Genomic DNA, 21,495 nt, shown 5'->3' with positions numbered 1-21,495 from the left:
TGTTAGCCGCATAATACACATTCGTCAACGCGGCGATTAATCAAAAAGCCTCTCGGAGGCCCTGTTTTCAATCAACCTGATCATTTCGTTGGCAGAACCTACACCAGTTGTTAAGCGGCACGCCATAATTTGCATTTCCAGTACGCCGCCCGGACACTGCTTGAGTTTCCACCCCAATGACAGGGGCGCCTTTTGCTGAATGACGAATCCCATCGCTCTCCCACATCAGGAGAGCAAGATCGCCGGGATCCTATGAAGCCGGGAAACCGCTTCCTGGGAAGGGTTGTTTCTTGCAATGGAGCGCACGCAACCATCGCAGCCGTAGCAGAGGCTGGCGAAACCGAGCTCACCGAGCTCTGGTCTGTAGGGCGCCTCATCTCGATTACCGTTGGCAAGAACCGCGTCGTGGCATTGGCCTATTCGATGCAGACCGGCATACGCGAGTGGTCGGAAACCGATGACACCAAATTTCAGATCGAAGTCGAGCTTCTCGGCGAGGTTCGTGTTGGGCCGGATGGGCGAGAGCAGTTTTCCAGAGGCATATCGCGATACCCCTATCTTGGAGCGATTGCCCACCGGATACGCTCGTCGGATCTCGTAAAGATCTACGACCCCGGCAAGAGCGAAACATGTGTCGTCGGCAAATTGACCCAGGACGAAAGCATCGATGCTGCGATCCATGTGCCGACGATGTTGTCGAAACATTTCGCTATCGTCGGCTCAACCGGCGTCGGCAAGTCGACTGCGGTTTCTCTGCTGTTACACAAGGCTATCGAGTCAGACCCGAAACTCAGGGTTCTTATCCTCGATCCGCACAACGAGTTCGCGGCAGCCTTTCCCGAACACGCGGTAACAATCGACACCGACACGCTGGATCTGCCTTTTTGGCTCATGCGGCTTGAAGAATTTGCCGAAGTGGTGTTTCGCGGACGCCCGGGGGTTCCCGAAGAACTGGATATGCTTCGCGACCTCATCCCGGAAGCCAAGCGAGCTTTCCGCGGCAGCGAATCCAGCCTGACCAAAAGATCCGCAGAGAAAAGCTCCGTTACGGCGGACACGCCGGTTCCCTACCGCATGGCCGATCTTCTCGCACTGATCGATGACCGCATCGGCCGCCTCGAAGGCCGCGCTGAAAAACCATTCCTCCGGTCGCTGAAAATGCGCATCGTTTCCGCCATCAACGATCCGCGCTATCATTTCATGTTCTCCAACAACACGATCCACGACACGATCATGGAGACGATCGCGCACATATTCCGCATTCCCGGCAACGACCGTCCGATCTCGACCTTCCAGCTCGCCGGCATACCGTCGGAAGTGGTCAATTCCGTCGCGTCGATCCTCTGCCGTATGGCCTTCGAGCTTGCCCTGTGGAGCAATGGCGCCATCCACATGCTGGTGGTCTGCGAAGAAGCACATCGCTACGTGCCGGCCGATCCCACTCTCGGTTTCATTCCGACCCGCCAGGCAATTGCGCGAATTGCCAAGGAAGGCCGCAAATACGGCGTCTCCCTCGGCGTGATCACCCAGCGTCCGGGCGAACTCGATCAGACCATTCTCTCACAGTGTTCGACGCTGTTTGCCATGCGGCTCTCCAACGACCGGGATCAGGAGATCATCAAGTCGGCCATTCCGAATTCATCGGTCTCTACCACGAGCTTTCTCTCCTCGATCGGCAATGGCGAGGCGATCGCATTTGGCGAAGCAATTGCCGTCCCGATGAGAATGAAGTTCACCCACGTCGATTCTCAGCACCTGCCCAAGGCCCACGGAATCGTTGACAAGAATCACGAGGAGACACCCGACACCGTCGACTTGCGTACCATTGTCTCGCGTATGCGCTCAGTCAGCGGCCCCGATATCAGCACTTTCCAGCAAAGTTATCTCGCCGCCGAAGCGGCTGGCACAATGCCTGCTGCTCCCTTCATCCCCGAAACCAACGTCGACTTCCCCCCGGCAAGTGATGCCGAACTTGATCGCTGGAAGCGGGAGATCGGGTCTCACAGCGCTGCAGAAACCAGATCCAGCCAGTCTACAGAACCCTATCGCCCGGACATGTTACCGAGGCCGGCAAGGGTCGAGCAAGCAACGCCACTGGATAACCGGAGCGGCGGGCGTGACCGCACGCTGGCACCCTCGCCCGATCCGGTTGCACGACCCAATCCGTTCCTGAAACGGGAAGGTTCCTTCCGGGATAGCTTGCTGAAGAAGCCTTTGAGCAGTCTTTACGACAAGGACTGAACCAACGCAGGCAAACCGTCAATACGGCGCCAGTCTTCATCCATCTGATTGCGGAACCAGGTCATCTGCCGTTTTGCATATTGCCGTGTCAGGGCCGAACTGCGTTCGATCACGCCTGCTCTCGACATCTCGCCATTGAGCATTCCGGCGATCTCGCGCACTCCGATTGCTTTCATTGCAGGCAGATCATCAGAAGGATTTTGCGCAAGAAGCGCCTTAACTTCATCGATCGCTCCTTGGTCAAGCATCTTCTCAAAACGGCGATTGATGCGATCGTGAAGAACAGCGCGATCCGGCAGTACGACAAATTTCTGTGCGCGGGCAGGATCAATAATCACCGGCCCTTGCTTGCCCTGAAACTCGACGATCGACCGCCCTGTGGCCTGCAGGACCTCAAGCGCTCTGACAATCCTCTGTCCATCCCGAACTTCCAGAGCATCGGCCACCGCTGCATCTTTCTGCGCCAGCTCCGAGTGAAGCGCCTCCGGCCCTTCATGCTTCAGCCTCAGCCGAACCTCGCAACGTATCTCCTGGGGAATTTCCGGCATGTCCGAAAGACCACCGGTCAGCGCCTTGAAGTAGAGACCAGTGCCACCGACGAAGATAGGCAGCTGACCGCGAGCGCGAATGTCTGGCAGAAGAGAGGCCACGTCACGCAGCCATTCTCCTGTCGAATAAGCCTTTGTCGCAGCGACATGACCATAGAGATGATGAGTTATTCCCTCCATCTCATCGTCCAATGGCCGTGCGGTCAGCATCCGTAGCGTATCATAGACCTGCATGCTGTCGGTGTTGATGACAACACCATTTCGCTTCTCGGCCAGCCGGACGGCCAGTGCCGACTTGCCGCTGGCCGTCGGCCCGGTTATCAGGATCGCGTCGATGTCTTGCACAAGGTTTTCCATATGGCTTTCGTTGCCACGCTCATTGCCCATCCGTCAAATCCGGTTCTCAACTCGGCTCTTGCAGAGCAGGCAGCCGGAGCCGTCAGGACTTCGGGTCTATACTGGCTTGCGGACGGCATAGCCTGCGACATTGCCCTGCATGACGACGAAGACGTAAAGACCGCGGAATCCAGGTTGCGCAAGCTGATAGCAGATGCACCGGTTGATGTCGTCGTCCAGCAAGCGGAAACACGACGCAAGCAGTTTCTGATCGCCGACATGGATTCCACCATGATCGGCCAGGAATGTATCGACGAACTCGCCGACGTCGTCGGCCTGAAAGACAAGGTAGCAACGATTACCGCCCGTGCCATGAACGGCGAAATCGCCTTCGAACCTGCCCTACGCGAGCGTGTCGCCCTGCTCAAGGGCCTTCCGATCACGGTGGTCGATGACGTAATTGCCAAACGCATCACACTGACATCCGGTGGCCGCGAGCTGATTGCGACGATGAAATCGAAGGGATATTACGCTGCCCTTGTGTCTGGCGGCTTCACGGTATTTACCAGCCGGATCGCGGCCACGCTCGGCTTCGACGAGAACCGCGCCAACGTCCTGATCGAAAAGGACGGCATTCTTACCGGCGAGGTTGCCGAACCCATCCTCGGCAAGCAGGCCAAGGTCGATGCACTGGAGGAGATTTCAGCCAGACTTGGCATCTCGCCCGATGACGTAATCGCGGTTGGCGATGGCGCTAACGACCTCGGCATGCTGAGCATTGCCGGTTCCGGCGTCGCACTCCACGCCAAGCCCACCGTCGCCGCACAGGCAAAGATGCGCATCCACCACGGCGACCTGACGGCCCTGCTCTACATCCAGGGTTATCGGAAAAGCGACTTCGTCACCGAATGAGCCGGCGGGTCGCCATCATCGAGACGCCCCGTCTGATCCTGGGCACCTGGATCAAAGCCGATCGCGACCTTTTCCGTGAAATCAACGCCGATCCTAAGGTCATGGAGTTTTTTCCGTTCCGGCGAAGCTACGAGGAAGCCGACGCGTTCCTGGACAAGCTCAACGGGATGATAACTGAAGATGGACGGGGGTTCTTTGCCGTCGTACTGAAGGAGACACAGGAACCGGTTGGTTTCTGTGGCCTGTCTCATCCCAATCTTCCAGGGATATTCTCAGATGATACAATCGAGATCGGTTGGCGTCTCGCGACACGGTTTTGGGGAAACGGTTACGTCACCGAAGCGGCAAGCGCGCTTTTGGATCAAACCTTCGCTCGCCGAAATGTAGATTGCGTCGTCTCCTTCGCGGTTGAGAAGAACCATCGCTCGACCAACGTTATGAAACGCCTTGGAATGCGCAGACGCCAAGAGATGGGCTTCAGCCATCCGCGTATTCCCGATACATATCCCCACCTGAAACGGCATGTCGTTTACACCATTTCAAAAGACGAATGGCAGGCCCGAAGGCCTGCCTGATTTCGATCTCAATCGAGAGGGATCGCGACGAAACGCAGATTACCCGCCTTGTCCGCGATCATGATGTGAGCGTTTCTGCGTCCCTCCGCCTTCAGCGCATCCATCCGGCTGGTGACATCACTTGGCTGCTCGACGAAATCCTGCGCCACCTCGACAATGACCTCACCCGGCTTCACGCCTTTGTCGGCTGCAAGCGAGCCGGCGGCAACTTCAGTCACCACCACGCCCTCAACGCTTTCAGCGATATCGAAGCTCTTGCGGCGCTCTTCATCGAGCACGGCAATCGTCATGCCATAAGCTTTTACCGGCTCCTTGCTCTGCTCGGCGCCCTGATCGCTGCCGTCATTCGTTTCCGGCGCATCGTCGGCCTGGGGATCCTCGCCGTCGGCATCTGCAGATTGAACGCTGTCTTCCAGCCGACCCGGTGTTACCTTGACGGTCTCCTGCTTGCCATCGCGAAGGATGACGACATCAACCTCCTTGCCGACAGGGCTTTCAGCAACAATACGGGGCAGATCCCGCATCTCGTTGATCGGCTCGCCATCAAAGCTGACGATCACGTCGCCGGCCTTGATCTCGCCGTTCTTGATCGGTCCATCATTGATGATGCCGGAAACCAGCGCACCTCTCGCCCGGTCGAGACCGAGACTCTCGGAGACTTCATCTGTCACCGGCTGAATACGCACACCGAGCCATCCGCGTCTTGTCTCGCCGAATTCGATAAGCTGACGCACGACATTCTCGGCAATCTCCGTCGGCACGGCGAAACCGATGCCGATCGAACCGCCCGAAGGCGAAATGATAGCCGTGTTGATCCCTATGACCTCGCCACGCATGTTGAACAGCGGACCACCGGAATTACCCTTGTTGATTGCCGCATCCGTCTGAATGAAGTTGTCATAAGGGCCTGCATTGATATTGCGGCCACGCGCCGAAATGATCCCCAGCGTCACGGATCCGCCAAGCCCGAACGGGTTGCCGATCGCCATGACCCAATCGCCAATACGCATACGGTGCGAGTTTCCAAAGGGAACCGCCTTCAGAGGCGCTTTGGGTTCGACCTTCAATACGGATAGGTCTGTCTTGGTGTCGGTTCCGATCAGGGTCGCCTTGAGCTTGGAGCCGTTGGCAAAGACAACCTCGATATCGTCGGCGCCTTCGATGACGTGATTGTTCGTCACCACATATCCAGCGGGATCGATGACGAAGCCGGAACCAAGCGAAGAGACTTTCCTGTTGCCGCGCTGTCCGCCCTCACCATCAAAAAAATCGTCGAAGAACTCCTGAAACGGTGACCCCTCCTGGATTTGCGGCGGCTGAGGGCCGTTACCGGAGCTCTTTACACTCTGCGAGGTCGAAATATTGACCACAGCATCAAGCAAGCCTTCGGAAAGATCCGCGATCGATGCAGGTCCCCCCGGGGTCATGTTGGCCGGCGGCGAAGGTGGCGGATTGAAAGATGTCGACGGCGGCGCAGGCGCGGGCAGCATCGCGCCAGGCGCGCTCGGCCGCGACTGCGAAGGCGTCGAAGGTGCCTGGGCTGGAGCCGGAGCATCGGGCTGCGTCTGTGCCCAGCCGGGCATGGGCGCGACGGCGACGGCCAGAGCAATACCTCCCGCGGCAAAGCGCTTCCAGGACGATCGAACCTGCTGAGCCATCTGGCCTCCTCACATTGTGGACTGTCTGCATTGCCCACAGGAATGTGGGCTTTATCGATCCCCTTATAGGAACGACTGAATCGGGCAGAGTTTCGGCAAAGAATAGGGTGGAATGGCCCGGCAGGAAATTACCTTTTCGTGAGGAAGCGGCCACTCTGCACATAAAACGTGAAAAGGGCGGCCAAAGCCGCCCTTCTCTACCAGTTCAATTTGCCGGAGCAGGAGCCGTAGTTCCCGCCCGCGGAGTGCGGTTTCCATCCGGCGTCTCGAAGTATTTGAAGAAATCCGAATCCGGCGAAAGAACCATCGTCGTGTTATTGTCACCGAGGGCCGAAACATAAGCCCGCATCGAGCGATAGAACTCGAAGAAGCTCGGATCACGCTGAAACGCTTCGGCAAAGATCCGGTTACGCTCTGCATCGCCCTGACCGCGTAGGATTTCAGAATCCCTCTGCGCCTCGGAAACCAGCTCGACGACCTGACGATCAGCTATCGCTCGGCGTCGCTGACCTTCTTCGTTACCGCGAGCACGGATCAGTTCGGCCTCGGCCAGACGCTCGGACTCCATGAGCTTGAAAGTCTGTTCGGAAACGTCCGGCGTAAGATCGGTACGGCGGATGCGAACATCCTCGATCCTGACGCCCAGCGTTTCAGCCGCGGTATTAAGATCGCGATGGACCTCGGTCATCATCGATGCCCGTTCTTCCGACAACGCTGCTTCAAAACCTCGAAGACCATAGACACGGCGAAGACCGGAATCGAGACGCGTCCTGAGACGCGATTCAGCGGATTCCCTATCGCCCGAGACGGTCTCACGGAAAAGTCTCGGATCAGCGATGCGGTATACGACGAATGCATCCACGTCGTAGAATTTGCCGTCATTCACCTGAACACGAATATTGTCCAGATCAAGTCGCAACGCGCGCTTCTCGACATACTGAACACGATCCGCATCCATGAAAGCAAAGGGCAGCTTGAAATAGAGGCCGGGTTCGCTCTTGACCGACTGGATTTCACCGAACCGGATGACAAGTGCCTGCTCGCGCTCGTTGACGACAAAAAGCGACGAATAAGCGAGAAACAGAATAACGGCCAATCCAACGAGGAAGGCTGGAAGACGGTTGGAATTCATCGGCTTCCTCCCTGCGGCTGTGCGGCCGGATTACGCATCATCTCGTTGAGCGGAAGATAAGGAACTGCTCCCTGCTGCTGACCATCCATGATGATCTTGTTCGAGGATTTCAGCACCGCTTCCATCGTTTCGATGAAAATACGGCGACGCGTCACTTCCGGTGCATTGGCATACTGGTCGTAGATGGAAATGAAACGCTGAGCCTCACCCTGTGCTTCGTTCACGACACGGTCGCGATAAGCGGAAGCCTCTTCGCGTACCTGGGCCGCTTGACCGCGTGCTCCACCAAGCTTCTGGTTGGCGTATCGGTTCGCTTCCTCCTTCGCTCGGTCCTCATCCTGCGTTGCGCGCTGAACTTCCTCGAAAGCATCAGCAACTTCACGTGGCGGCGAAGCATCCTCGATGGACACGGCATTGATCGCAATACCCGAACCGTAGCGGTCCATGGTCCCTTGAATGATGTCGCGCACCTGGGTCGACATGGATTCACGACCGCCGCGGAAGATATCCTGCGCCGGGCGGCGTCCAACCACTTCGCGCATCGCGCTATCGGCAACCTGCTGAAGCGTCGCAGCCGGCGTCTCAAGGTTGAAAAGATAGGACTTGGGGTCAGTGACCGTGAACAGAACTGAGAATTGAACGTTGACGATGTTCTGATCGCCCGTCAGCATCCAGCCGGCATTCGAGCTCGATCCCCTGGCTGCACCGATATTCTGCTGCTGCTCGGTAACCTTGACGATTTCGACAGTTTCAAACGGCCACATGTGGAAATGCAGGCCCGGCATGGAAACTTCTTCCTTGGGCTTTCCGAACCGCAATTCGACGCCGCGCTCGTCCGGCTGCACCGTGTAGATCGACTGGAAAACCAGGAATGCTGCAACCACGAGCAGCACGATAACCACCGCACCGCCGTTGAAGCCGCCGGGTACGATCCCCTTCAGCCGATCCTGACTGCGGCGTATGATGTCCTCGATATCGGGCGGACCGCCATTGCCACCGCCGCCGTTACCGCGCGGACGGTTTGGTCCCTGTCCCCATGGACCTTGATTATTACCGCCACCGCCGCCGCCGCCCCATGGGCCGCCGCCGCCATTCTGATTGCTCCAGGGCATCAAAACCTCTTTGTAAGTGTCTCCCTTCCCTCGCGCCGCAACTGATCGAAGAGCAGCAAGGGTTCCTGCCCGTTATAGGTATCAGAAGCTCAGCTTTCAACGCGACTTCAATAACTTCCAAGTCAACGGTAACGAAATGTTTCAGTTTGCCGCGTTTTTCCGCCGGTAGACGGAAAAACGCGTGGGATAATTGTCCTTGTCTCCGGCAGGAATTGCCTCTTCGGACACTTTCTCGAAGATATCGGGATCGATGTCCGGGAAGAACGTGTCGCCATCCAGAATATCTGCTTCGACATGCGTCACATAAAGCCGATCAACGAAATTCATAGACTGCCGGTATATCTCGCCTCCCCCGATAATGCCGATTTCGTCGGCACCGGTCGCAGCGGCGATCGCCTGCGCGGTATTTACCGCCTCTTCTACGGAGCCGGCCAACTGCACGCCTTCGATGATACGCGACACGTCACGCGTTACCACGATATGTGGGCGGCCGGGCAAAGGCTTGCCGCCGAACGAATCGAGCGTCTTGCGCCCGACGATGATCGGCTTTCCAAGCGTCATAGCCTTGAAACGTTTGAGGTCGGTCGAAAGCTTCCATGGCATATCGCCATCGCGACCGATCACGCCGTTGCGGGAAACGGCAACGACTATGGAAAGCGGAGCTTTCGCCATTACACTGCTACCACGGCCTTGATATGCGCGTCGGCGACATAATTCTCGAGTTCGAAATCCTCGAACCTGAACCCGAAGATATCCTTGACCTCAGGATTGATCTTCATTGTCGGCAGCGGCTTGGGATCACGCGTCATCTGCAGCCGCGCCTGTTCCATATGATTGGCATAGATATGCGCATCACCGAACGTATGGATGAATTCGCCAGGCTTCAGCCCCACGACCTGTGCCACCATCATCGTCAGCAGTGCGTAGGAAGCAATATTGAAGGGTACGCCCAGAAAAATATCGGCAGATCGCTGGTAGAGCTGGCAGGAGAGCCTGCCGTCGGCGACATAGAACTGGAACAGGCAGTGGCACGGCGGCAGCGCCATGTCGTCCACCTGAGCCGGGTTCCATGCTGAGACGATATGGCGGCGGGAATTGGGATTAGTCTTCAACCCCTCGATCAATTGAGCGATCTGATCCAAATGCCCGCCATCAGGCTTGGGCCAGGAACGCCATTGGTATCCATAGACCGGGCCGAGATCGCCGTTCTCATCAGCCCATTCGTCCCAGATTCGAACGCCGTTTTCCTTCAGGTAGGCAATATTCGTGTCACCCTGCAGGAACCACAGAAGTTCATGGATGATCGACTTCAGATGCAGTTTCTTCGTCGTCAGAACCGGAAAGCCGTCCGACAGATCAAAACGCATCTGGTATCCGAAGACGGAGCGCGTGCCGGTGCCGGTGCGGTCACCACGATCGCTTCCGGTTTCCATCACATGCCGGAGAAAGTCGAGATACTGTTTCATGGGTGTCTAGCCGATTCCTGAGTTTCAGGACTTACATAATAGCATGCCGGCCGCACACCAATCACGTGCCGGTGACGCAAATCCGCTTTCCCCGGCTTTTCACTATCGTCACACCAATATGACAAGACCTCTTTTCAACGGTCACGCAAACACCTATATCAGCCGTGCCGGACTTCGGTTCGGATATGGCGATAAACGGTCGGTGTAATAAACCTATTGGACCCGGGGGCGGTACCCGGCGCCTCCACCACAAGGTGGCCTCCGATGGCCACTTTATGATGGGGGCGAAATAGGATCGACAAGGGTGTAAAGATCGAACTTTTGCTCGGCATGATACCGCCGTTATCGGGTCACAAGTGTAGTTGCAAATGACAACAACGCTAAGGGTTATGCTCTCGCTGCCTAATGGCGGTGCGGGAAATCCGAACTAAGTCCTTACGGTTAGCCCCGTAAGGCGGGGTCCGAAGGCACCTGGCAACAGAAGCCTTCACCTTCCCCTAACACTGGAATACAATCGTAAACTGACTCGGCGGCTCGGGACTTCCGTCCGTTGAAATGGCATGGCATAACGCGTCTTACTAAAAGACGTTAACAGGGAAAGACAGGACCGCATGGCTCAGGATCATATCCGTTACGATATTCTGGCACAGGATGCGCTGCGTGGCGTTATTCGCAAGGTTCTGACAGAGGTCGCGGCTACAGGCCGCCTGCCCGGCGACCACCATTTCTTCATTACCTTCCTTACAGGCGCGCCCGGTGTGCGCATCTCGCAGCACCTGAAGGCGAAGTACAACGAACAGATGACGATTGTCGTACAGCACCAGTTCTGGGATCTGAAGGTAACCGATACGCAGTTCGAAATCGGTCTTTCTTTCTCCGATACTCCTGAACGCCTGGTCATCCCGTTCAATGCCATTCGCGGCTTCTACGATCCCTCGGTGAATTTCGAACTGGAATTCGAGGTGCCGTTGACCGAGGAAGATGAAACTTCCGCGGAAATCACCGCCATTCCGGTGGAGGCAATCGCCAAGACTTCAGAACCTGCAAAAGAAGACGGCGAAGAGAAGAAGGAAGGCTCGGTCGTGTCCCTCGATTCCTTCCGGAAGAAGCAGTAGGCCAGATCGACGGGAGATCGTTCCATGGGTGACGTCGTCAATCTCCGGCAATTCAAGAAGACCAAGGCGCGCTCCGAGAAAGAGAAGCACGCCGAGCAAAGCCGTATCAGCCATGGCCGCACCAAGGCTGAGAAATCGCTGACGACAGCGCTAAACGACAAGGCTGAGAAATCCCTAAATCAGGGAAAGCTGGAAAAGTCTCAAAAAAATCCAGAATAAGTGGACATTAACGGCCTGTTAGCTGTGCCCATTTGGGTCGCTTGACCCACACCGTTCCGCCAAATTTATAGGGGCCTCTGGTCATGACGATCACGGAGCCACTCTTGATTCACAAGCATTCCGCCACCCTTCACGGTCACCGAACGAGCTTTTCCCTGGAGGACGAATTCTGGTGCGAATTGAAGGCGATCGCCAAGGAAAGAGGCATGAGCCTCGCCAGCCTCATCACCGAAGTCGATGACGAACGCGGTGGCCTAGGCAACCTCTCATCCTCTTTGCGCCTCTACGTTCTCCGCTATCTGAAGGGAACTGACCCGGTTATAGGTAACGACATGGCGAATGAACCGCTGCCTTCGGCAAAAGCGCGCGCCTGAATCGCTACTGGCCGAGACCCGGCAAATTTCCTTCGCCGAAAGGCCTGCCAACCTGATTGCCGGGTTGCAGGTTCTCATTGGTCGGCGGCACTGTAAGCTGAAGTTCGTTCGCCTTGCGTTGCCGCTCCTCTTCCGCAGCTTTCGACGCCTCGACCATCGCTTGACGCTGCCGCTGCTCGGCCTCAACACGGGCTTTTTCTGCCGCACGCTCCGTCGCATTGAAGTTGTAAAGCGAGACCTCGCGGCGAAGACGCTGCTTTTCCAGTACGCTTGACTGAAGCATTTCCACCCGTCGACGCTCCTGCTCATAGGCGCGCATCGACAGGAAGTTCGTCAGGGCAGCAATATCTATGCGTTCCTTGGGCTTCGTCCGATCGCCCGAATAAAGCAGGCGCACAGTCGGGTCTCCACCGGCAACCGCATCGTCACCGGCATTGTAGGAGATAGCGACAGAGGCATTCATGCCGCGCTCGAAAATGCCAGCAGTTCCTTCCGCCGCAAGGTTGAGACTTCTCGATGGCAACCTGATTTCCTGGACGCGCAATTCACCGCCACTGATCGAAAACGGGATATGCACCTGCCCAAAAGCCACTTCGCCCTGATGGACGAGGGCCGCCACTTTGCCACCGACACTCGCTTCCTTCACCTCGCCCTTCGCGGCATCGGTCGACGCCATCACGGTCTTGAGCAGGTCCGGATTGATGCCGTGAACAGTCACATCAGAAAGCTGAACCTCGCCTGATCCGCTCAGAGCAGCAGCAAGATCGCGCATATTGCCGCCGCTTGCCTCGGCCGAGGCATCGAAACTGACCCTGCCATCCGCAACAGTGCGATCTCCATTGCGCCAGACGATGGATGACAGATCGGCATTTTCCACATGCAGTTTCGTCTGCATGATGCCGGTACCGTTTCCATTGGAGATCAGAAGCTTGCCTGCAATTTTTCCGCCCTGCCATTCGCCGGAAGCGTCATCGAGAGAAATCCCGCCTCCCCGATGCAGAAGCTTTGTCGAGAAATTCGCTATGCCCCCAATTTCGTCCGCATGGAAAACCTTGGCCTTCACATCCAGCGAAACTTCACTGTCGCCGAAGACGGGCAGCGAGAATGGTTCTGCCAGCGGCTCTCCATTCTCGGGGTTTGTAATCGGACCGAAGACAGCATCGCCAAGCCAGGCGAGATCCAGCGTATTGACGGCAAGCGCACCATCGGCTTTCAAGCTGGCTGAAGCACGATCGATCGACAGCTTTCCATCAAAAGCGTTGCCATCTGCGTTCCCACGCAGCGACTTGATAACGATCGACTTGTCAGTGAGAGCGATATCGGCCTGCATATCGACTGGCAGCCCACCGCCGAACTGCGGAATTCCGATACCGGTCAAAAGCAGATAGGGTTCGATATTCCGGCTCTTCAGCTCGACATGGCCGCGCCCTTGCGCAAAATCATCCGCCATCAGCGATATGTCACCACTGGCGGCAAGCGATGTCCGATCCGTATTGAAGGCAAGCGTCGTGCGGGCGGCGACATCAGAGGACTTCTCAACATTCAGCGCCAGCCTGCCCGGACCATCACCGCCAAAGGGCAGAATATTGAGGCCGGCCTGGCCGAGCAGGATTTCCGACTTGGGATTATCCAGCGACGCCGCAATCGTCATCGCGTCGCCGCCTGTCAGATTGAACAGCGTCGGCAGCTCTATGTCCGCCTTGACCGCACTGCCGTTGATGGAGCCGGCAACCTTCACCGACGCGCCATCCGACTGCTCTCCGATGCTGAGCTCCGCGGTCAGGTCAGCGTCTGAATAGAAGGAAGCATTGGCACTCAGACGATCAAGAACCGGATGCGCCGGCAATTGCTGCTTGAGCATTGCCATGAATGCCGTCGGGTCTGCCGACTGGAAATGCACCTTCGCGGTCCCGCGATAATCGAGCAGCGAGCCCTGCACTTCGCCCTCGGCAGAGACGCGGGCACCTGCAATATCGCCTGCGGACAGATGCCCAAGCGACAGGACGCCACCCGCCATGGTGAAAGCGGTATCGACATTCTTCGCGACGACTCCGGACACGGTGAGTTTCTCGGCCTTGAGCTTGGCCTCCAGCCGGTGGTCCAGCACGCTGCGGCCCGCATCCTCGCCAGTGACCAGCGAGGCAAGCGCCCGCATTGCATCGAGATCGATTTCATCGCCTGCAAGGTTCACAGACAATCCGGGTGATTGCGTGCCCTGGGATTGCCGTTCCATGCTTCCCTTGAGCGTCGCCGGCCCGATCGCGAGTTCCAGTCCTTCGAAACGCTGAACATCGGTCGCCAGATCAACCTTGGCCGAAAAGCCGGCGGTGCGGAGCTGGCGGATTGCCGGATCGACCCGGCCCGAAAGCCAGTCCGCCAGGCCGGACGGCTGGGTGGAGGCAAAAAGCATGTCACCCTTGAAGGATGGACTGCCCTCCAGAACGAGTGCACCGGTCGCTTCCATCCGGGTGCGTCCCGGCAAGGTCGCAATCGCCTTGTCGACCGTCCAGCCGCCATCCGCCGGGCGCACGTCGAGCTGAATATCGCGGATCGTCGTATCGTTCAAAATGACGGCCGGCAGCTTGAGGCTAGCTCGGCCGGGAACCTGCGGAATGGGAATGGATGCGGCCATCTCGACGAAAGCCTGCAGCCGGCGCTGCGCGGACGCGGCGGCATCGCGGCCCGTCTTTCCGCGCATTCCCTGCTGGCCGAGCTTGTTGACGTCGATCTGCTGGCCTTCGGCAGTCAGTAGAAATTCGGGCCGGCTGCCGGTATCGAGCGTGGCTTCTCCGGTCACCACATAAGGTTCGTTGAGCGCACCAACCTCGAGCCGATAATCGGCAACGCGAATCCGGTCATTGGTTATTTCGAAACCGCCCTTCACCCGAGGCCCGGGCGGCGGAGCGGTAACCGGCTCCGTCTCGTCCTCTTCCTGCAGCACATTTGCAGTAAAACTGCCGCTATAGGTCGGCACATTTTCGGCCAGGGTCAGCTCGCCGTCGAGATTGACTTCGAGAGGCTCGTCCTCCGGCCAGAGCCGCAGCCTGAGCGGCAGGCGTTTCGTCTCGGCGTTCGCGGCACCGGTTACGAGACTGAAGCGCGCCTTTTCACCGTCCAGAATGGCATTCCCCTCGCCGCGCCATGGACCGGCAAGCGATGCTGCAGACATTTCGGCCGTCAGCCCGGTGATGTTTCGGGATCGTCCGGATTGCTCATCGATAACGGCAATCGCCGCATTGCTGATGTGAACATCCTCGATCACCACGACGCGGGTCGGAATGGCCGGATGGCTGCCACGCATCCAGTCGAGCGTTCCGTCTTTCAGCACACGGACGCGCACGGTCGGATCCTCGATCCGCATATCGAAAATCCGCGCCTCGCCGGAAAGAAACGGCGCAAGTTCCATGTCCATGGAAAAACGGGCGATCTGCGCCAGAGGCTGGCCGTCGAAATCCTGCCCTACACGAACGTCATGCAGCGTGATCGACGGAAACGGCAGGATACGGGCATCGACCTCGCCATGCACCGACACTTTCTTGCCGAGCATGCGGCTTGCCTGCTGCTCGAACTCCACCCGGAAACTGGACCAGTCGAGAAAGAACGGCGCAAGCAGCGCGGCAAAAAGAACCACGACGATCGAGCCGCCGATTGCCATCATCACGCGTCCAAACACCGTCCCAATTCTCCTGTTTCACTCACACTACCGGATCGGCAGTCGCGTTCAAGTCACGCCTGCGCCATACGGAAGATCTTGCCGGGATTGAAGATGTTTTCGGGATCGAGCCCCTTCTTGACCGACCGCATCACATCGAGCGCGCCACCCAACTCTTCGTCGAGATAGGACATCTTGCCCTGCCCCACGCCGTGCTCGCCAGTGCAGGTGCCATCCATGGCAAGCGCGCGGCGGCTGAGCCGTTCTGTGAATGCCTCGACATTAGCAACCGATGCTGGGTCCTTGTCGTCGAAGAGCACCAGAACATGGAAATTCCCATCTCCTGCATGGCCGACGATGGGCGCAAGAAGACCGGAATTCTGGATATCTGCCTGAGTTTCGGCAACGCATTCGGCGAGCCGCGAAATTGGCACGCAGACATCCGTAGAAAGACCGTTTAGCGACGGGTCGAGCGCGCGACCCGCCCAATAGGCATTGTGCCGCGCATTCCAGAGCTTGGTTCGCTCCTCGGCATTGGCAGTCCAGTGGAATTCGTCGCCCCCGCATTCGGCAGCGATCTCGGCAAACTGCTCCGACTGGATACGGACCGTATCCTCGGTGCCATGAAATTCCAGAAAAAGCGTCGGCTTCTCGGGATAGGAGAGATTGGAATAGGCGTTGCAGGCCTTGATCTGCACGTCATCCAGAAGCTCGATACGTGCAACGGGTATGCCCATCTGGATCGTCATGATGACTGCATTGCAGGCATCTTCGATCGTCGGAAACGCGCAGACGCCGCCACCGATCTTTTCAGGGATACCCTGCAGCTTCAGCGTCACCGAAGTGATGACGCCGAGCGTGCCTTCTGCGCCGACGAAAAGTCGGGTCAGGTCATAGCCTGCCGAAGACTTCTTGGCCCGGCGCGCGGTGCGGATTTCCTCACCGTTGGCAGTCACCACGGTGAGCGCAAGAATATTGTCCTTCATCGTGCCGTAACGCACTGCGTTCGTGCCCGAAGCGCGGGTCGAAGCCATACCACCGATGGTGGCATTGGCGCCGGGATCGATCGGGAAGAAAAGCCCCGTATCGCGCAGTTCACGATTAAGCTCTTCACGGGTAATGCCGGGCTCAACCGTGACATCGAGGTCTTCCGGACTGATGCGCAGCACCTTGTTCATCCGCGAAAAATCAACCGAAATACCGCCGGACGGCGCATTCACCTGACCTTCGAGCGAGGAGCCGACACCGAACGGGATGACGGGAACGCGATGTTCCGCACAGATCCTGACAACCGATTTAACGTCTTCGCTCGTCTCGACGAAGACGACCCCATCCGGCAGCTGCGCTGGCAGATAGGTGGTGGTATGGGCATGCTGCTCGCGAAACGACTGGCCGGTCTGGAAACGATCACCGAACGCCTGCTTCAAAATCCCAAGGACCGTGCTGATACCGTCCTCATTGCGAGCGCCAGACTGAACGTCCCGAATTGCCATGTCGAACTCTCCTGCATGCTGAGCAGGAGATTGGTTAGGAGACAGGACCTTGTTTGTCCAGCCGAAAGGCGGTCGACGCGGTACGTGATGACCGATCCTATTCGGCAGCCATCAAAGGCGGCTGCTTGCTGTCGTTCGCTCGGCTCTTTTTCGCATTCTCCAGCTCGTCATGGAAACGGGCTTCCTCATGCGCGTGCGGCTTGGCGAAGCGGGCAAGCAGGAGATAGGCAACCGGCGTGATGTAGAGGGTCACCAGCGTGGCAAAGCCAAGGCCGCCGACGATCACCCAGCCGAGCGCGATACGAGCCTCGGCACCGGCACCTTGAGCCAGAACCAGCGGCAGACCGCCGATCACGGTCGCGATCATCGTCATCATTACCGGGCGCAGACGCAGGCTACAGGCCCGTTCGATCGCCTCCCGGCAATTGGCGCCCTCGTTTCGCAGGTGATTAGCAAACTCGACGATCAGAATGCCGTTCTTGGCCATTACCCCGACAAGCAGGACAAGACCGATCTGCGAATAGACATTCAGGCTGGACCCCGTCAGCACCAGTGCAAACGCGGCGCAGGCAAGCCCCAGCGGCACAGTCGACATGATGATGATCGACGACAGCACGCTTTCGAACTGAGCCGCCAGCACCAGGAAGATGATGGCGATGGCAAAACCGAAGGTCAGCGCCATGCCGCTGGAATTTTCCTTGAGCGTCGCCGCTTCCGCAAGCGGGATCAGGCGCGATCCCTGCGGCAACAGCGGCTGAGCCAGTTCGGTCGCCACCTGAACCGCCTGGCCGAGCGATACCCCATCCTTGAGACCCGCGGAGAAGGAAACCGAAGCAAGCTGCTGCTCACGCCGCAACGTCGGAGACACCGCGCGTTCCTCCAATGTCGCGACGGTCGACATCGGCACCATTCGTCCGTCCTTGGTCTTCAGGAAGATGCTTTCGAGATCGGTTGGATCGTCGATCGGCCTCGTGGTTGACTTGAGCTTGACCGGGATCGCCTCGCCATCGACGAACACATCGACGACAGAACGCCCTTCGAGAAGCGATTGCACCGCCGTGCCGAGAGCCTTGATGTCGATACCGAGGTCAGACGCACGTTCGCGATTGACCGTTATGAAAATTTGCGCCTGATTAGGCTCATCGTTCAGGCGTGGCGTATCGAACAGATTGGTCTCACGCAGCGAATCCACCAGCTTTGCCGCAGCCGCTGTCAACTGTTCGTGGCTGGTACCGACCAGCGCCATCTGCAACCCGTTGCCGGCGCCGCGGATACGCAGGCTATTTTGCTGCTGGGCGAAGGCTCTGAGTGCCGGCACAGTCGCCGTCGCCGCGTTGATATCCTTGACGATGTCCGCCTGGCTGCGCTCGCGCTCCGACCAGGGAGCGAGCGTCAGCACCATGAAGCCGTTGTTCTTCGCTCCGCCCTGCCCCGAGATCGAATAGATGTTCTGGATCTCTCCCGCGTCGACGAGCGGCTGAAGTTTTTCTTCAACTTGCTGCAGCTTGTCCCGCATATATTTCAGGCTGACGCCCTCCGGCGCGGTGGCACGCAGGAACACCATCGCCCGGTCTTCCGGCGGTGTCAGTTCGCTCTTGACCGTCTTGAAGGCCATGTAGCCAGCACCACCAAACAGTAGCGCGACCACAACGACTGCAGCCGGCACGTTGAGGCAGGCATGGAGCGTCGTTCGATAGACATCGGCAAACAACGTGCCGAATCTACCGAGCAGCCCGTCATGCTTCTCCTTGATCGGCTTGGTCAGCATCCGCGAGGCAAGCATCGGGCAGAGCGTCAACGCCGTGATCGATGAAAGCGCCACAGCGAAAGCGAGAACGAAACCAAATTCGCGGAACAGACCGCCCATCTGGCCGGGCAGGAAGGAAAGCGGGATGAACACTGCGGCGAGCGTGGCCGTCGTCGCAAGAACCGCGAAGAACACTTCCTGGGTCCCGATCACGGCCGCAGCACGCGGCCCCATGCCTTCGGCTCTTCGCCTCACGATATTTTCCAGAACGACGATCGCGTCATCGACCACGAGGCCGGTCGCCAGAACGATGGCCAGAAGGGTGAGAATATTGATGGAGAACCCGACCATATAGATCGCGACCAGCGTGCCGATCAGCGCAACCGGCATGGTCAGCGCAGGAATGAGCGTCGCCTTCCAGTCGCGCAGGAAAAGGAAGATAACAAGCACCACGATCGTGCCGGACAGAGCCAGCGCGATCTCCACCTCGTGCAGTGCGCCCTGAATGAATACGGCGTCATCGCTGGTGATCGCGATCCGCGTGCCTTCCGGCAGGCTCTTCGACAATTCCGCAACGGCGGCGCGAACACCTTCGGAAATACTGAGCGTGTTCGACTGCGCCTGGCGAAGCACGCCGAGGCCGACACCCTGGATTCCGTTCGAGCGAAGTGCTGTCGTCCCGTCATCCGGCCCGAGCATTACGGTCGCGACATCACGAAGCCGGACATTGTCGTTGATCAGAATGTTTTCGAAATCCTCCGGCTTGGTGAGGTTCGCGGTGGCGCGAACGACAATGTCCTGCGTGGAGGATTCGAGCGACCCTGCAGGCACGTCCATGGCAGCCGTGGACAAGGCATTCGAAAGGTCCGCAATCGTCAGACCGCGGCTCGCCAGCGCCGTCTGGTTCACATCGACGCGAAAGATTTTCTCCTGGTCACCGTAAAGTTCCACATCGGCAACACCATCGACGGCGGCCAGCCGGTCGGAAACCTCGTTATCAACGAGAAGCGTCAGCTCTTCCATCGACATGGTGGACGAGGTCACGGCAAGACGCATGATCGGCTGGCTGTCGCTATCCGCCTTGATGATGCGTGGCTCGTCGGCATCCTCCGGCAATTGCCCGGTCACGCGGCCGAGCGCATCGCGCACGTCGTTCGCCGCCACAGCCAGATCCGCAGTATCGCTGAATTCGAGTGTGACCCGGCTCTGGCCGAAGTCGGAAATCGATGAGATCGTTTTCAGGCCGCTGACTCGCGCAACGGCACCCTCGATGACATCGGTCACCTCCTGGTCCATCGTTTGCGCCGACGCACCGTCATAGGTTGTGCGAACGCTGATCACCGGCTGATCGACATCCGGCAGCTCGCGGACTTCGACACCGACAAGCGCGGCAAGACCGGCGACCACCAGCAACGTGTTGATGACCGCGGCGAGGATAGGACGCCGTACGAAAAGCGCGGTGAAACCCTGCTTGCCGGATTGGCCGTTTGATCCGCCCTGCGCGACCTCGTGCGATTGTCCGCCTTTATCCTCGCTCATCGGCTGGCAACCTCCGGCGGCTTTTCACCGGCAATGCGCACTGCACCACCTTCGCGAACCCGCTGCAGGCCTTCCGTTGCAATCGCATCGCCTTCGTTCAGGTCTGCCGCAACAAGAATGGCGTCCGGATTGCGCTGGATGATCCTGACCCTCGCCTTTACCGACTTGTGGTCTTCGATCCGCCAGACGAAGGAGCCCTGCGTATCCCATTGGATCGCAAGTGGATCGACAGCGGGATAGGTTTCGCCGGGGAAACGCATGGTAACGCCGAAGGACATCCCAGCCCTCAATTCATCTTCGCCATTCGGAATTTTTGCGCGGATGCGGATCGTGCGGCTGGCGGGATCGACGCGGTTATCCACCGCCTCGACAGACCCCTTGAATGTCTGTCCGGGACGGGAGATCGACGCGGCCTCCACCGGCATGCCGGTCTTCACCTGCACGGCAAACCGCTCCGGCGCCCAGAAGTCCACAAGCAGTTCGGATCGATTATCTATTGTCACGACATTGCTGGTCGTTGTGACGTTATCGCCGATATTGATGGCGACGATGCCGACAATGCCATCGATCGGCGCCACAACGGACCGGCGCTTCAGTGAGAGCTGCGCATTGGTCAGAGCAAGCTGCGCCGTCTCTTCGGCAATCTGCGCATCAAGGACTTCGAGCCGCGAAAAGCTTTTCAGGTTCTGGTAGCTCTCCGACTTTTCCTTTGCGCTGCGCAGAAGCACCTGCGCCTGATCGCGCAGGATGATCTGTTCGTCATCGTCGAGCTGGGCAAGAACCTGCCCCTTCTTTACCTGATCACCAGACTTCACCAGGATCTCGTTGATCGTGCCTGCGGCTTGCGGCATCACGATAACCGACTGGATCGCCTCGCCGTCACCGATTGCGGAAAGGCTGTCGTTGACGATGCCAGCTCCGACCGGACGCGTTGCAACCAGCACAGCCTGCCCGCCCGACGAATTCTGCCGGTTGCCGCCCGCGCCTGTCGAGCGTTGGCCGCTTCCGGCCACGGTCGCCGAAGCCGGTTCCCTCGCTTTAGGATTGATCGTCGAGACGATTGCCTCAGGCGCTCCCATCGAGACCAACGTGCGGCCAGCATCCGCCGACAGATAAACCCAGAAACAGAGGCCTCCGAGTAAAACCGCAGCCGACAGAAGAAGCTGGTTCCAGATCCGCATTCATGTCCTCGTGAAGTATCTTATGGGTATGAGGAGTATCCTCGTTTCCCTATTAACAAGCAATGGCTGCACCACTGCCTTACCGATTTGTAACATCACGGGATTTCACGCTTATGTCAGAATGAGATCATCCCTTTGGTTGCAAAAAACGTCGTTATCGACAGCTTTGTCAGCTTGAACGATTTTCGCGTGTCG

16 protein-coding genes and 1 other RNA gene are annotated in these 21,495 nt (G+C 58.2%); 7 read left to right on the top strand and 10 right to left on the bottom strand.

Annotated features, from left to right (window positions below; translation table 11 throughout):
- Positions 1-192: 192 nt before the first annotated feature.
- Positions 193-2,241 carry a helicase HerA domain-containing protein gene (locus MRBLMR1_RS05375; protein WP_148147654.1) on the top strand — a complete coding sequence of 683 codons (2,049 nt, stop codon included), beginning with the start codon at positions 193-195 and terminating at the stop codon, positions 2,239-2,241.
- Here the strand turns inward: MRBLMR1_RS05375 and miaA are convergent.
- Entirely contained in the window at positions 2,226-3,146 is a 921-nt protein-coding gene (gene miaA, locus MRBLMR1_RS05370; RefSeq protein WP_148147653.1) for a tRNA (adenosine(37)-N6)-dimethylallyltransferase MiaA, read from the bottom strand. The two genes, MRBLMR1_RS05375 and miaA, sit on opposite strands and share 16 nt — an antisense overlap.
- On the opposite strand from miaA, the gene serB reads away from it, so the two are divergent.
- Both serB and MRBLMR1_RS05360 read left to right on the top strand, forming a co-directional pair.
- Positions 3,147-4,037, top strand: a complete 891-nt coding sequence (serB, locus tag MRBLMR1_RS05365) for a phosphoserine phosphatase SerB (RefSeq protein WP_148147652.1) — start codon at positions 3,147-3,149, stop codon at positions 4,035-4,037.
- Complete coding sequence (locus MRBLMR1_RS05360) at positions 4,034-4,612, top strand: GNAT family N-acetyltransferase (protein ID WP_148147651.1); 579 nt, start codon at positions 4,034-4,036, stop codon at positions 4,610-4,612. The genes serB and MRBLMR1_RS05360 overlap by 4 nt, the downstream gene beginning before the upstream one ends.
- 8 nt (positions 4,613-4,620) lie before the next feature.
- Here the strand turns inward: MRBLMR1_RS05360 and MRBLMR1_RS05355 are convergent, their stop codons facing one another.
- The 5 genes from MRBLMR1_RS05355 to MRBLMR1_RS05335 all read right to left on the bottom strand — a co-directional run bounded on the left by MRBLMR1_RS05355 (position 4,621) and on the right by MRBLMR1_RS05335 (position 9,980).
- Positions 4,621-6,270, bottom strand: coding sequence for a Do family serine endopeptidase (locus MRBLMR1_RS05355; RefSeq protein ID WP_500063817.1), 1,650 nt, complete (start codon positions 6,268-6,270; stop codon positions 4,621-4,623).
- A gap of 205 nt (positions 6,271-6,475) precedes the next feature.
- Positions 6,476-7,402 (bottom strand): protease modulator HflC, encoded by a 927-nt coding sequence (gene hflC, locus MRBLMR1_RS05350; protein WP_148147649.1) that lies wholly within the window; start codon positions 7,400-7,402, stop codon positions 6,476-6,478.
- Positions 7,399-8,514: an FtsH protease activity modulator HflK gene (hflK, locus tag MRBLMR1_RS05345; RefSeq protein WP_148147648.1), complete on the bottom strand. Its 1,116-nt coding sequence runs from the start codon at positions 8,512-8,514 to the stop codon at positions 7,399-7,401. The genes hflC and hflK overlap by 4 nt, the downstream gene beginning before the upstream one ends.
- A gap of 141 nt (positions 8,515-8,655) precedes the next feature.
- Positions 8,656-9,186, bottom strand: coding sequence for a dihydrofolate reductase (locus MRBLMR1_RS05340; RefSeq protein ID WP_148147647.1), 531 nt, complete (start codon positions 9,184-9,186; stop codon positions 8,656-8,658).
- Complete coding sequence (locus MRBLMR1_RS05335) at positions 9,186-9,980, bottom strand: thymidylate synthase (RefSeq protein ID WP_148147646.1); 795 nt, start codon at positions 9,978-9,980, stop codon at positions 9,186-9,188. Before MRBLMR1_RS05335 ends, MRBLMR1_RS05340 begins: the two co-directional genes overlap by 1 nt.
- Before the next feature lie 127 nt (positions 9,981-10,107).
- On the opposite strand from MRBLMR1_RS05335, the gene ssrA reads away from it, so the two are divergent.
- From ssrA to MRBLMR1_RS05315, 4 genes are all read left to right on the top strand, one after another.
- Positions 10,108-10,472: a transfer-messenger RNA gene (ssrA, locus tag MRBLMR1_RS05330) on the top strand.
- Between the two features lie 119 nt (positions 10,473-10,591).
- On the top strand, positions 10,592-11,095 hold the full coding sequence (locus MRBLMR1_RS05325) for an SspB family protein (RefSeq protein WP_148147645.1): 504 nt from the start codon (positions 10,592-10,594) through the stop codon (positions 11,093-11,095).
- Positions 11,096-11,119: 24 nt separating this feature from the next.
- A complete protein-coding gene (locus MRBLMR1_RS05320; protein WP_148147644.1) occupies positions 11,120-11,314 on the top strand; it encodes a DUF4169 family protein in 195 nt (64 codons plus the stop codon).
- A 104-nt stretch (positions 11,315-11,418) separates the two neighbouring features.
- The gene (locus tag MRBLMR1_RS05315; RefSeq protein ID WP_148147643.1) at positions 11,419-11,688 is read left to right on the top strand and encodes a ribbon-helix-helix domain-containing protein; all 270 of its coding nucleotides are present in this window, start codon (positions 11,419-11,421) and stop codon (positions 11,686-11,688) included.
- Positions 11,689-11,692: 4 nt separating this feature from the next.
- Here MRBLMR1_RS05315 and MRBLMR1_RS05310 read toward each other — a convergent pair whose 3' ends face one another.
- The 4 genes from MRBLMR1_RS05310 to MRBLMR1_RS05295 form a co-directional block, all read right to left on the bottom strand.
- Positions 11,693-15,361, bottom strand: a complete 3,669-nt coding sequence (locus MRBLMR1_RS05310) for an AsmA family protein (RefSeq protein WP_148147642.1) — start codon at positions 15,359-15,361, stop codon at positions 11,693-11,695.
- Positions 15,362-15,414: 53 nt separating this feature from the next.
- Positions 15,415-16,833: an FAD-linked oxidase C-terminal domain-containing protein gene (locus tag MRBLMR1_RS05305; RefSeq protein ID WP_148147641.1), complete on the bottom strand. Its 1,419-nt coding sequence runs from the start codon at positions 16,831-16,833 to the stop codon at positions 15,415-15,417.
- A 97-nt stretch (positions 16,834-16,930) separates the two neighbouring features.
- Positions 16,931-20,119, bottom strand: a complete 3,189-nt coding sequence (locus MRBLMR1_RS05300) for an efflux RND transporter permease subunit (RefSeq protein ID WP_148147640.1) — start codon at positions 20,117-20,119, stop codon at positions 16,931-16,933.
- Positions 20,116-21,300 (bottom strand): efflux RND transporter periplasmic adaptor subunit, encoded by a 1,185-nt coding sequence (locus MRBLMR1_RS05295; protein WP_148147639.1) that lies wholly within the window; start codon positions 21,298-21,300, stop codon positions 20,116-20,118. The genes MRBLMR1_RS05300 and MRBLMR1_RS05295 overlap by 4 nt, the downstream gene beginning before the upstream one ends.
- Positions 21,301-21,495: the final 195 nt, after the last annotated feature.

The organism is Neorhizobium sp. LMR1-1-1.1 (assembly GCF_040675795.1).
In the GTDB taxonomy this organism is placed as follows: domain Bacteria; phylum Pseudomonadota; class Alphaproteobacteria; order Rhizobiales; family Rhizobiaceae; genus Neorhizobium; species Neorhizobium cellulosilyticum.
The sequence above is the reverse complement of the archived record's forward strand: the minus strand, read 5'-3'. Positions and strand labels throughout refer to the sequence as shown.